The sequence below is a fragment of the Sphingomicrobium sp. XHP0239 genome (assembly GCF_039555325.1).
Lineage (GTDB): Bacteria > Pseudomonadota > Alphaproteobacteria > Sphingomonadales > Sphingomonadaceae > Sphingomicrobium > Sphingomicrobium maritimum.
The window spans coordinates 1,916,701-1,928,487 of the sequence record NZ_CP154608.1; the positions used below are offsets into that span (position 1 = coordinate 1,916,701).

Sequence of the window (11,787 nt, forward strand, 5' to 3'; positions counted from 1 at the left end):
CTAGGTCGGGGAAGGGACGCGGGCGGAGCGATGGCTAGCTTGTCAGATGGATTAATCGGCCACACCGGTTTCGTCGGCGGGCAACTCGCGCGCGACCATGAGTTCGCGCACCGCTACAATTCCTCCAATGTCGCGTCGATCGACGGCCAGGCGTTCGGCACGCTCGTATGCGCCGCCGCGCCGGGATCGATGGTCGCCGCCAACGGCGCACCCAACGACGATGCCGCCGCCATCGACGCGCTCGTCGACCGCCTCCGCGCCACTCGCGCGGAACGCTTCGTGCTGGTCTCGACCATCGCGGTGCTGGGCGACTGGGGCGGTGGACTCGACGAGGGAACCCAAGATTTCGAGACCGACAAGGCCTACGGGCGCCACCGCCGGGCGCTCGAAGTCGCGTGTGCCGCGCATTTCGACCGCTGCCTGATCGTCCGCCTTCCCGCCCTCTACGGCGAGGGACTGCGCAAGAACTTCCTCTTTGACCTCGCCAATCCCGTGCCCTCGCTTCTCAAGGAACCGGCATGGGACGAGCTGGTCGCCACCCTCCCCGACGGCCTTCGCAAAACCCTGACCGACGCGTTCGCGGCGCCCGGCGCGGCGGGCTGGGCTAGGCTCGACCGCGCGGCGCTGAACGCCCACCCCGGTCGCACCGCGCTCGAGGCAGAACTTCGCGCGACCGCACGCTGCTCGCTCCGCTTCCACCACCCCGACACCCAGCTCCAATGCTACGGCATCGACCGGCTATGGCGCGACATCCACCTCGCGCTCGACGCCGGCATCGGCACGCTCCACGCCGCGCCCGAGCAATTAAAGGTCGCCGACATTTACCGCGCAATCACGGGCAACGAGATGCCGACGTCGGCCGCCGCACCGCACGTCGAGGACATGCACAGCCGTCACGCCGGTCTGTGGGATCGGCCTGTGCCCTACATCGAGGGCGCGGACAGTGTGCTAACCCGGTTGAAAGCATTCATGGCTAGGGATGGCGCATGATTTTCGCCATGTCCAACATCGCCTGGGCGCCCGACGAACGGCTCGGCGCCTATGCCGCTCTCGCCGAGGCGGGGATAAGCGGGCTCGAGATCGCACCCGGCATCCTGTTCGACGGCGCCGAGGATCCGATGGACCCCGACATCGCCACCGCCGAGCGCGCGATGGGAGAGCTCGCCGATCATGGCCTCGCGCTCGTCTCGATGCAGTCGCTACTCTACGGGGTAGAGGATGCGGCGTTGTTCGGCGATGCCCGCCAGCGGCAGCGTTTTGCCGACGCGATGCACCGCGCGATCGACCTCGCGGGCCGCTTCGCCATACCCAACGTCGTGTTCGGCTCGCCCCGCCAGCGGGTGATTCCCAAAGGCGCGAACGACGAGGCCGCCATCGATCATGCGGCGACTACCTTCGCGAGCTTCGCCGACCGCGCCGCCGAGGCGGGGACGGTCATCGCGATGGAGCCCAACCCCGCGGCCTATGGCACCAATTTCCTCACCTCGCTGCAGGAAGCCATTGGGTTCGTCGCCGCCGTGAACCATCCCGCGCTACGACTGAATTTCGACCTCGGCGCCATCATCATGAACGGCGATGCTGCGCGCGCCGCCGACCTCGCTCGCGCGGTCGCGAGCCACGTTCATCACGTCCATGTGTCCGAGCCCGATCTCGCCCCCGCCCCCGCCGATCCGGCGGCGCTCGCCCCCGTGCTCGCCGCGCTCGCGGAGAAGGGCTACGACCGGGCGGTCTCGATCGAGATGCGCCGCACAGACGAGGGGCTCGCCGCCGTCACGTCGCGCATAGCCGCGCTCGCCCAGGCCAGGAAATTGTGTTCATGACCGCCGACACCAAGCGCCGCGAGGACGTCCTCGTTTCCGCCTGCATCCCCGATTGCCCGCCCTCGCAGGATGCGCGCGAGGCGGTTCGCGCGCTTGCCGCCGCGCTCGACGCGCGCTTCCGTTTTCGCGAGATCCTTCTGATCGTCGACGAAGCCGGCCATGAAGCCTATCTCGATCTCGTGTCCGAGGTCGGCGAGGTGCGACTGTTCGCGGTCCCCCGGGCCACGAGCCACTATGAGCGCCGTGCCATCGCCGCGACCGAGGCGATCGGCGACGTGACGCTTATCGTCCATTATGGCGAACTGGGCGCGATCGACGCGGTCGCGATGATCGAGGAGGCCCACGCCGACGAACGCGCCATCCGCGTCCGCCGCCCGCGCGAGAGCGTGGTGATGGCGGGTCTCGCCGCGCCGCTCGTCGGCCTCGGCCGCGCGGCGGGGTTTAACGTGGACCTGCGCGACCTGCAGTCGGTCGCGGTGTCGCGCACGATCCTCAATCGCCTGCTCCAGCACCCGCAGCCCGACCTCGCGCTGCGCTTCATTCCGCGCGAGCCCGGCCTCGAGGAAACGCACCGCGCCCCTGCCCGCCCTACGCGCGGTGGCGGCGACATGGCGCGGCTGGGGCGGCGGCTGCAATTGCTCCAGAAGCTGCTCGTCTATTCGGCGCCCAGCCTGCTGGTACTGGTCACCTTGAGTTCGGCGCTGCTGGTGCTGCTCGGCTTCGGCTATGCGCTCTACACCGTGTTCGTCTTCCTCACCGTCGACAATATCGCGCCCGGCTGGCTGACGACCTCCTCGATGCTGAGCTTTACCGCCATCTTCCTCGGCATCGCGATCCTCGGTCTCAGCCTTGGGCTCCAGCGCCTTTTCTCGCAATTAGGTCGCGCGGGCTTTGCGGACCGGGCGTTCGAGATCAACCGCGTCGACCTGTTCGGCAAGGTGGCGGGCGACCTCAACGTCAACGTCGCGAGCGATCCTGCCACAGCCGTCGCCGATACCGATGCCGACCCGCGCTGAGCCGGATTACCTGATCGTCGGCGGCGGCTTCTACGGCTGCGCGCTGGCGCTGTTCCTCGCCTCGGTGTCGGACAATGTCACGCTCGTCGAAGCGGGCGACACGCTGCTGATGCGTGCGTCTCGGGTCAACCAGGCGCGCGTCCACACCGGCTTCCACTACCCCCGTTCGGCGCTGACCGCGGTCAAGTCGATGATGCTGCACCGCCGCTTCATGGCTGACTTCCCCGACGCGGTGAGCGAGGAACGGCCGATGCTCTACGCCATTGCGCGGCACCGCTCCAAGGTCAGCGCGCGCCGCTTCGAGCGGATGTTCCGCGAACTGGGCGCCCCCATCGCCCCCGCCTCAATCCGCGACGAGGCCTTGTTCAACGCCGACATGGTCGAGCAGGTGTTCGAATGCCGCGAGGCGACCTTCGACCACCGGATGCTGCGCGAGCGCATGGCCGAGAGGCTCGACGCCTCGAGCGTCGAGGTGCGACTCAACACGAACGTCGAGGCCATCAAGGAGACCGCGACCGGAGTCGAGGTCGGCCTGTCGGGCGGCGAGACGTTGCGCGTGGGCACACTGTTCAACATCACCTATTCGGGTATCAATCATCTGCTCGAGAAAGCCGGCAAGCGCCGCGCGCCATTGAAGCACGAGCTGGCCGAACTGGCGATTGTCGAAGTGCCGCCCGCGCTGGTGGGGCTCAACGTCACGCTGATGGACGGGCCCTTCTTCTCGTGCATGAGCTATCCCTCTATGGGGCTCCACTCACTCACCCATGTCCGCTACACCCCGCACATGTCGTGGAAGGACGACGGCAGCGTGCCGAGCCGCGACCCCTATGCCGTGCTCGACGCCGCAGGCCTCGAGAGCCGCGCCCCTCATATGATCCGCGACGCCGCGCGCTACCTGCCCGCGCTCGCCGATGCCCGCCATGAAACGAGCCTCTACGAAGTGAAGACCATCCTCACTCAGAACGAACGCGACGACGGTCGCCCGATCCTTTACCAGCGCGGCCCCGCTAACAGCCGCATCGTGTCGGTGCTGGGCGGCAAGATCGACAATATCTACGACCTATTCGACCTTGTCCGTCAGTCGGACCCGGCGCTGGCGGGGGCGAGCGAGAAGCTTCTGGTGGAAGCGCGCGCATGAGCGATCGCTCCACCCGCGATGTTCCGGCCTTCCACGCGCAGCTCATGGGCGAGAAGCGCCATAACCATGCACTCGTCATCCCAGTCCTAAACGAGGGCGCGCGGATCGGCAATCAACTGGCCCGCCTCGCCGCCGCGTCGCCGCCCGTCGACATCGTCATCGCCGATGGGGGCAGCAGTGACGGCTCGCTCACCGAGGAGATTCTGCGCGAGAAGGGGGTGCGCGCGCTGCTCATAAAGACGGGACGCGGGAAGCTCTCGGCGCAGCTGCGCATGGCCTACGCCTGGTGCCTCGACGAAGGCTATGCGGGCATCGTCACGATGGACGGCAACGACAAGGACGGGGTCGAGGCGGTCGCTGCCATCGTCGCCGCGCTCGAAGACGGCGCCGACTACGTGCAGGGCTCGCGCTATCTCGTGGGCGGCGAGGCGATCAACACGCCGCTGGAGCGCACGGTCGCCAACCGTTACATCCACGCGCCGCTCTTGAGCCTCGGCGCGGGACGGCGGTTCACCGATACCACAAACGGCTTTCGCGGCTATTCGGCGCGCTATCTTGAAGACCCGCGCGTTCAGCCCTTCCGCAATGTCTTCCAGACCTACGAGTTGCTCTTCTACCTGACCGTGCGCGCTAGTCAGGTGGGGTTAGACGTGCGCGACGTGCCCGTCAGCCGTGCCTATCCTGACGACGGCACGGTGCCGACCAAGATTGGCGGCTGGGCGTCGAAGCTCGACATGCTCGGCCAGACGCTCGCCGCCGCACGCGGAAAGTTCGCGCCGTGACGGGAGTAGCGCGTCCGCGGGCAGTGGACTGGTCGCTCGTCATCCTGTTGGCGCTCTCCTGCTGGCTGGTGCAGGGATACGCTTTCCCGCACGTCAACCACGGGCAGGAAATCCCGCCCGTCTACGCGCTGCTCGACCCCACGATGTTCGCGAACGACTTCGCCGCGCAGGACTTTCTCGGCCCCAATCCGCGCACGCTCTACCAGTACGGACTGGCCGGACTGGTGCGGCTGGTCGGCTCGGTCGGCACGGCGCTGTTCCTGCTCAACATCCTCGCGCACCTCGCCTTCTTCGCAGGGCTGATCGGGACCGTGCGCGCGCTACTGACGCGTCTCGATATCGCGCTTGAGCCGCGTATCGCGCAGGCGGGCATAGCCTTCGTCGCGATCGCCGCGATGCTCTCGCCGCTCTCTTGGGGCAGCCGCATTTTCCAGTCCGAGGCCGTGCCCGCGACCTTTGCGATGGCGATCGCCATCTGGTCGTTCGTTTGGGCGCTCAGGGCCTGCTGGCTGCTCGCCTTCGCGCTGGCGGGGCTGGCGACATTGCTCCAGTTCCTCATCGGCCTCTACACGGGGCTGGTCCTGCTCCCCGCGCTCGCCTTCGCCGCGTGGCAGCAGCGCCGCTGGCAAATCGCGCCGCTGCCCGTCCTCGCGTGGATCCTGCCCGCCATCGCGCTCTTCCTGTGGATGCGTACGGGCGCCAAGCCGGTGCCGCCGGGGTTCGACTTTCTCGACGTTTTCGGGCGCTTCCGCGTGCCGCACCACTGGTTTCCCTCGACCGCGAGCGGACTGGAATGGGCGTGCGATGCACTGCTGCTCGTTGCGGGCGGTCTCGCGCTCCGTACCCTCGCGCGGCATCGCCCCGAGGCGCGCGCCCCGCTGGTGATGCTCGGCGGCATGATCCTCGTCGCCGTTCTCGGAACGCTTGCCAACGTCCTGTTTGTCGAACTCCTGCCGATCACCTTGATCGGAAAGCTCCAGCTTCAGCGGCTGATGCCGTTCGGGCACCTCGCCATTTTCCTTGCCATCGGCGCGGCACTGGCGGCTCGGCCAAAACTTGGTGCCGACTCCCGCCGCGATGTCCACCTCGCGCTCGGCCTTGCGGTCCTTCCACTAGTCTTCACGGGGTTAGAACTTGCCTCCCCCGGCACAATCGCGCTGATCGTCGCTGGCGCCGCCCTGGCCTCGTTCATCGCGCACCGTCCGAGCCCGCTGGCCTATGCCGCGCCCGTCCTGCTCGCCGCGCTGCTATTGGTCGCCCACTGGCGGCCCGCGGGACTGCTATCTGACGGCCTGCAATACCGTCTCGAACGCCGCTACGACCCGCTCGGCAACCGCCCCATCGTCGGCGACAAGCTTGCGCGGTTCATGATCGAGCGGAGCCCCAAGTCGGCGCTGCTGCTCCACTCGCCCGAGTGGGACAACTTCACCTCCAGCTTTTCGATGCGGGCCGAGCGCGCCGCCTACGTCAGCTTCAAGAACGTGCCCTACACCGATCATGGCGTTGCTGTATGGCAACGCCGGATGGAGCGTGTCATCGACCGCCCGATCGATGGGAACCTCGACTTCAAGCGGCTGCGTCCATTGTGGCGGGAGCGTAATAGCGCGGACCTCGAAGCACTGGGCCGCGATGTGGGCGCCTGTTGGCTGATGGACCGCGTTGAGGATCGGCAGGCGCATTTCGGCGCCCCGCTCGTCACTGATCGCATAGGTGATACCAGCTGGGGAATCTGGAAGATCGGGAATTGCGCAGACGCCCCAGCGATCGAGCCGGAGCACTAGTCTCGCGTATCGAAATGAAAATGGTCGGGGAGAGAGGATTCGAACCTCCGGCCCCTGCCTCCCGAAGACAGTGCTCTACCAGGCTGAGCTACTCCCCGACGGTTGCTCGGATGCGGTGCATGAGCTGGGGTGGCAAGGGCGATGCGTCCCCTAGCCGCGCGCCTGAACACATGCAAGCGATTATGCCTGTCCCAGCACCTTCAGCATCTCGGTGACCGAGACGAATTTCTCGCGCGGGGCGCCGTCGCGGGCCGCGGCGACCTCCGCCTGTTCGATCGAGCGCCAGTCGGAAAAGCAGGTCGAATGAACCTCGCGCTCCTCGAGGAGATCGTCGAGCCCCTCCCCGCCCCGGCGGCCGCCGTCCGACCCGGGGGGCATGTCCGCCTCGATCGAGGCCGCGACCTCGTAGCCGTCGGGCCGGTTGGTTCCGATCGTGCCCGTCGGGCCGCGCCGTGCCCAGCCGACGGCGTAGAGATTGTCCTCGATCCGTCCCGCATCGTTCGCGAAGCGGCCCCTGTTCGAATCGTAGGCGACCCCGGACATGGGCGGGCTGGCGTAGCCGATGCAGGTCACGACCAGCGAGGCGGGCAGCGCGTAGGTTTCCCCGGTTCCGCGCGCACGTCCGTTGGCGTCCAGCGCCGTCCGTTCGACGATGACGCGTTCGGTGCAGCTCTCCCCCTCGATCCGCACCGGGCGGGCGAAGAAGTCGAAGGTGATGGTGATCGGCCGCTCGCCCTCCATCGCGGCATAGTCGCGCACCAGTCCCGCCGATTTGGCGAGCCCGCGATCCTCCAGCGCCTCCTGTTCAGAAAGCGGGGGCAGGTCGGCGGGATCGACGACCGGGCGCGCGCGCTCCAGATGCGCGAGTTCGGACAATTCCTTGGGAGTCATCGCGATCTGGTGCGGGCCGCGACGGCCGAGGATGGTGATGCGCTTCACCCGGCTCGCCGCGAGCGCGTCATAGGCGTGGCGGACGATGTCGCTTTCGCCCAGTTCCTCGGGCGTCTTGGCGAGGATCCGCGCGACGTCGAGCGCGACATTGCCGTTGCCGACGATCACCACGTCCTCGCCGTCCAGCGGCGGGTCGAGATCGGCATGATCGGGGTGGCCGTTGTACCAGCCGACGAAGGCGGCCGAGCCGACGACCCCCGCCAGTTCCTCGCCCGGAATGCCGAGCGTGCGGTCGTTGGGCGCTCCCGTCGCCATCACGACGGCGTCGTACAGGCTGCGCAGTTCGTCGACCGAGACGGCGTCGCCGATCGCGACGTTGCCGAGGAAGCGGACGTTGTCGGCATCCGCCACCTTGTCGTAGCGCAGCGATACTTTCTTGATCGACTGGTGATCGGGGGCGACGCCGAAGCGGATGAGGCCGTAGGGGACGGGCAGGCGGTCGATGATGTCGATCCGCGCGCCGTCGCCATAGGCCTTCGACAGCGCCTCGGCGGTATAGAAACCCGCCGGTCCCGATCCGACAATGGCGAAATGGCGCATGGGCCGCCTCCTATCGGGTGCGATCCTCCAGCAGGAGATCGCTGCCGTGCTTGCGGAACGCCCCTTCGATCGCGCCCTTGAACATCGCCAGCATCGGCGGGACGTCCATGTGACAACGCACGACCTTTTCCTCCACCGTGATGGTGGCGAGAATATTCTGCCCCATCGCCCCGACGCTGAGCGAGAGGACGTCGCCCTCCCAATGCTCCTGCACCTCGACCGCGCCGCCGGGGATCTTGTCCTTCAGCTGGTGCGTGTTGCCCGCGATCCGCGCCTTGGCTTCGGCACGGCCCAGCTGGTGCGGAATGTCGACATCGATACTCTGGTTCATCACGCCGCAAGGCTGGACGCGCTTCGGACCCTTTGCAACCCTCGTTCGTCGTCGAAGGACATGCAGTTGATCACCGCCCTCCTTTTCGCCATGTTCGCGATGCAGCCCCTGCTGCCCAATACCGCCGCGCCCTATATCGAACCGGGGCAGGACGAGGCAGGCTTTCGAGTCTGGCTAGCGGCCGATCCCTCGCACCAGGCGCAGTTCAACAGCTATGGCGCCTATCTGCGCGATGCGGGCGTGGCCGAGGTCGTGCCGCTGTGGCAGCTGACCCGAACCGCGAGCCAGTGGAACGATTGCGGCCAGCCCGCCTTCGAGATCCCGCCCGCGATGCTGTGGCCCAGCATCGTCGAGACGCTGCGCTACACTCAGGACGCGGTGAAGCCCGCGATCGGCGAGGTCGAAGTGCTGTCGGTTTATCGCAACCCCTATCTGAACAGTTGCGCGGGCGGATCGGCGCGGTCGAGTCATCGCAACAACCAGGCGATCGACATGGTCCCCCGCTACCCGCTCGAGCGGGGCGATCTGATGAACCGGCTGTGCACGATGCATGCGCGGTACGGCGGTCAGTATGACGTCGGGTTTGGTTTCTATGTGGGCCTGCGCTTTCACGTCGATACGTGGAATTACCGCATCTGGGGCGTCGATCCCGACCAGGGCGGCGACCAGTGCCGCATCGCCCTGCAACGCCGCGCGGCGGCGCGGATCGACCAGGACGACTGACCCCTCGACGAAAAGATTCGCGTCGATCTTGTGTTGCATGATTGTCACACCATATTGCGCGGGATATCGAGACTCTTGGAGGGGCTGACATGGATTTGGAGAAACTGACCGAACGGGCGCGCGGCTTCCTGCAGGCGGCGCAGACCATCGCGGTGCGCGAGAATCATCAGCGGATCACGCCCGTGCATCTGACGAAGGCATTGCTCGACGACGAGCAGGGTATGGCCGCGGGGCTGATCGCCAAGGCGGGCGGCGACGCGAAGACGGCGCGCGCCAATATCGACACGCTGGTCGCCAAGGAGCCCAGCGTCACGGGCGGCGGTGCGAGCCAGGCGCCCGGCGTCGACGGTAACACGATGCGCCTGCTCGACCGCGCGCAGGAGATCGCGGAAAAGGCCGGGGACAGCTACGTCACCGTCGAACGGTTGCTGCTCGCCGCGACGATGGGCAGGGACGATGTCGCCGAGGCGTTGAAGCAGGCGGGTCTGTCCCCACAGAAGCTCAATCAGGCGATCGAGGACCTGCGCGGCGGGCGCACGGCGGACACGCAGAACGCCGAGGACCGCTACGACGCGCTCAAGAAATATGCCGTCGACCTGACCGAGAAGGCGCGGGCCGGCAAGCTCGACCCGGTCATCGGGCGGGACGAGGAAATTCGCCGCACGGTCCAGGTGCTGGCGCGGCGGACCAAGAACAATCCCGTGCTGATCGGCGAGCCCGGCGTCGGCAAGACCGCGATCGCCGAGGGGCTGGCGCTGCGCATCGCCAATGGCGACGTTCCCGACGGGCTGAAGGACCGCACGCTCGTGTCGCTCGACATGGGTGCGCTGATCGCGGGTGCGAAATATCGCGGCGAGTTCGAGGAACGGCTGAAGGGCGTGATCGACGAGGTCAAATCTTCGGACGGCCAGATCGTCCTGTTCATCGACGAGATGCACCAGCTGGTGGGCGCTGGGAAGACCGATGGCGCGATGGACGCCGGCAACCTGCTGAAGCCCGCATTGTCGCGCGGCGAACTGCATGTCATCGGCGCCACGACGCTCGACGAATATCGCACCTATGTCGAAAAGGACGCGGCGCTTGAGCGGCGATTCCAGCCCGTGATGATCGAAGAGCCGACGGTGCCCGACACCATCTCGATCCTGCGCGGTCTGAAGGAGAAATACGAGCTTCACCACGGCGTACGCATCACCGATGCGGCGCTGGTAGCGGCCGCGACGCTGTCCAACCGCTACATCACCGACCGCTTCCTGCCCGACAAGGCGATCGACCTGATGGACGAGGCGGCGAGCCGCATCCGTATGGAGGTCGAGAGCAAGCCCGAAGAGATCGAGGCGCTCGACCGCCGGATCATCCAGCTGAAGATCGAGCGCGAGGCGCTGTCCAAGGAGAGCGATGCGGGGTCCAAGGAGCGGCTCGAGCGGCTCGAGAAGGAACTGGCGGACCTCGAGGAGCAGTCGGGCGAGCTGACCCAGCGCTGGCAGGCCGAGAAGGAGAAGATCGACGCCGAAGGCGATCTCAAGGCGGATCTCGACGCCGCGCGGATCGAGCTGGAACAGGCGCAGCGATCGGGCGACCTCGCCAAGGCGGGCGAGCTGCAATACGGGCGTATTCCCGACCTCGAGAAGAAGCTCGAGGAAGCCGGCAAGGCGACCGAGGGCGCGATGCTGCGGGAGGAAGTGACCGACGAGGATATCGCCTCGGTCGTATCGCGCTGGACCGGCGTCCCGGTCGAGAAGATGATGGAAGGCGAGCGCGAGAAGCTGCTGCAGATGGAAGAATTGCTCGGGCGCCGCGTCATCGGACAGGCCGAGGCGGTGAAAGCCGTCTCGACTGCCGTGCGCCGCAGCCGCGCGGGGCTCCAGGATCCGGGGCGGCCGCTCGGCAGCTTCCTGTTCCTCGGCCCGACCGGTGTCGGCAAGACCGAATTGACGAAGGCGCTCGCCGAATTCCTGTTCGACGATCCGGGCGCGATGGTGCGGATCGACATGAGCGAGTTCATGGAGAAGCATTCGGTCGCGCGGCTGGTCGGCGCCCCGCCCGGCTATGTCGGGTACGAGGAAGGCGGCAAGCTCACCGAAGCGGTGCGCCGGCGCCCCTACCAGGTCGTCCTGTTCGACGAGGTCGAGAAGGCGCATGCCGACGTGTTCAACCTGCTGCTGCAGGTTCTCGACGACGGGCGCCTTACCGACGGGCAGGGTCGAACGGTCGATTTCACCAACACGATCATCATTCTCACCTCCAATCTCGGCAGTCAGTATCTGGCGAGCCAGGGCGAGGATGCCGACCCCAAGGTGGTCGAGGATCAGGTCATGGAAGTGGTGCGCGGGCATTTCCGCCCCGAATTCCTCAATCGGCTGGACGAGATCATCCTGTTCCACCGGTTGAGCCAGGGTCACATGGGGCCGATCGTCGAAATCCAGCTGAAACGGCTGCAACGCCTCCTCGAGGACAAGAAGATCGCGCTCGACCTGACCGACGGGGCGCGGGCGTGGCTGGGGCGGGTCGGGTACGATCCGGTCTATGGCGCCCGCCCGCTCAAACGCGCGGTTCAGAAATACGTGCAGGACCCGCTGGCCGACGAGATCCTCGCCGGGCGCGTCCGCGACGGAATGACGGTGAAGGTCGAGGAGGGCGACGGCGAACTGGTTTTGACCCCTGCCTGATACGAACGAGACTTCGGAACAGACGAAAAGGGCGGCCCG

Annotated in this window: 10 protein-coding genes and 1 tRNA gene; 8 read left to right on the forward strand and 3 right to left on the reverse strand. The window is 67.0% G+C overall.

The genetic code is table 11. The annotated features are described in order from the left end of the window. The first annotated feature begins 30 nt into the window (after positions 1-30). From WJT74_RS09670 to WJT74_RS09695, 6 genes are read left to right on the forward strand one after another with little or no spacing between them, the layout of a single operon-like run. Complete coding sequence (locus WJT74_RS09670) at positions 31-990, forward strand: NAD-dependent epimerase/dehydratase family protein (RefSeq protein WP_343344190.1); 960 nt, start codon at positions 31-33, stop codon at positions 988-990. Continuing rightward, positions 987-1,820 carry a sugar phosphate isomerase/epimerase family protein gene (locus WJT74_RS09675; protein ID WP_343344192.1) on the forward strand — a complete coding sequence of 278 codons (834 nt, stop codon included), beginning with the start codon at positions 987-989 and terminating at the stop codon, positions 1,818-1,820. Before WJT74_RS09670 ends, WJT74_RS09675 begins: the two co-directional genes overlap by 4 nt. Continuing rightward, the gene (locus WJT74_RS09680) at positions 1,817-2,836 is read left to right on the forward strand and encodes a hypothetical protein (RefSeq protein WP_343344194.1); all 1,020 of its coding nucleotides are present in this window, start codon (positions 1,817-1,819) and stop codon (positions 2,834-2,836) included. Before WJT74_RS09675 ends, WJT74_RS09680 begins: the two co-directional genes overlap by 4 nt. Continuing rightward, positions 2,820-3,974 (forward strand): FAD-dependent oxidoreductase, encoded by a 1,155-nt coding sequence (locus WJT74_RS09685; RefSeq protein ID WP_343344196.1) that lies wholly within the window; start codon positions 2,820-2,822, stop codon positions 3,972-3,974. The genes WJT74_RS09680 and WJT74_RS09685 overlap by 17 nt, the downstream gene beginning before the upstream one ends. Further along, on the forward strand, positions 3,971-4,756 hold the full coding sequence (locus WJT74_RS09690; protein ID WP_343344198.1) for a glycosyltransferase family 2 protein: 786 nt from the start codon (positions 3,971-3,973) through the stop codon (positions 4,754-4,756). The genes WJT74_RS09685 and WJT74_RS09690 overlap by 4 nt, the downstream gene beginning before the upstream one ends. Further along, on the forward strand, positions 4,753-6,537 hold the full coding sequence (locus WJT74_RS09695) for a DUF6798 domain-containing protein (RefSeq protein WP_343344201.1): 1,785 nt from the start codon (positions 4,753-4,755) through the stop codon (positions 6,535-6,537). Before WJT74_RS09690 ends, WJT74_RS09695 begins: the two co-directional genes overlap by 4 nt. A 21-nt stretch (positions 6,538-6,558) precedes the next feature. On the opposite strand, the gene WJT74_RS09700 is transcribed toward WJT74_RS09695, so the two are convergent. The 3 genes from WJT74_RS09700 to WJT74_RS09710 form a co-directional block, all read right to left on the reverse strand. Continuing rightward, a tRNA-Pro gene (locus WJT74_RS09700) sits at positions 6,559-6,635 on the reverse strand. An 82-nt stretch (positions 6,636-6,717) separates the two neighbouring features. Beyond that, positions 6,718-8,028, reverse strand: a complete 1,311-nt coding sequence (locus WJT74_RS09705; RefSeq protein WP_343344204.1) for an FAD-dependent oxidoreductase — start codon at positions 8,026-8,028, stop codon at positions 6,718-6,720. A 10-nt stretch (positions 8,029-8,038) separates the two neighbouring features. Further along, complete coding sequence (locus tag WJT74_RS09710; RefSeq protein WP_343344207.1) at positions 8,039-8,359, reverse strand: polyhydroxyalkanoic acid system family protein; 321 nt, start codon at positions 8,357-8,359, stop codon at positions 8,039-8,041. A gap of 60 nt (positions 8,360-8,419) precedes the next feature. Here WJT74_RS09710 and WJT74_RS09715 point away from each other — a divergent pair, with 60 nt between their 5' ends. Both WJT74_RS09715 and clpB read left to right on the forward strand, forming a co-directional pair. Beyond that, the gene (locus WJT74_RS09715; protein WP_343344209.1) at positions 8,420-9,082 is read left to right on the forward strand and encodes a hypothetical protein; all 663 of its coding nucleotides are present in this window, start codon (positions 8,420-8,422) and stop codon (positions 9,080-9,082) included. Between the two features lie 89 nt (positions 9,083-9,171). Beyond that, complete coding sequence (gene clpB / locus WJT74_RS09720) at positions 9,172-11,748, forward strand: ATP-dependent chaperone ClpB (protein WP_343344211.1); 2,577 nt, start codon at positions 9,172-9,174, stop codon at positions 11,746-11,748. The last annotated feature ends 39 nt before the right edge of the window (positions 11,749-11,787 follow it).

Excerpts from the sequence above, each read along its gene's own strand:
- WJT74_RS09705 (WP_343344204.1), bottom strand. The coding sequence starts at position 8,028 with ATGCGCCATTTCGCCATTGTCGGATCGGGACCGGCGGGTTTCTATACC.
- WJT74_RS09670 (WP_343344190.1), top strand. The coding sequence starts at position 31 with ATGGCTAGCTTGTCAGATGGATTAATCGGCCACACCGGTTTCGTCGGC.
- WJT74_RS09685 (WP_343344196.1), top strand. The coding sequence starts at position 2,820 with ATGCCGACCCGCGCTGAGCCGGATTACCTGATCGTCGGCGGCGGCTTC.
- WJT74_RS09710 (WP_343344207.1), bottom strand. The coding sequence starts at position 8,359 with ATGAACCAGAGTATCGATGTCGACATTCCGCACCAGCTGGGCCGTGCC.
- WJT74_RS09690 (WP_343344198.1), top strand. The coding sequence starts at position 3,971 with ATGAGCGATCGCTCCACCCGCGATGTTCCGGCCTTCCACGCGCAGCTC.
- WJT74_RS09680 (WP_343344194.1), top strand. The coding sequence starts at position 1,817 with ATGACCGCCGACACCAAGCGCCGCGAGGACGTCCTCGTTTCCGCCTGC.
- WJT74_RS09675 (WP_343344192.1), top strand. The coding sequence starts at position 987 with ATGATTTTCGCCATGTCCAACATCGCCTGGGCGCCCGACGAACGGCTC.
- clpB (WP_343344211.1), top strand. The coding sequence starts at position 9,172 with ATGGATTTGGAGAAACTGACCGAACGGGCGCGCGGCTTCCTGCAGGCG.
- WJT74_RS09715 (WP_343344209.1), top strand. The coding sequence starts at position 8,420 with ATGCAGTTGATCACCGCCCTCCTTTTCGCCATGTTCGCGATGCAGCCC.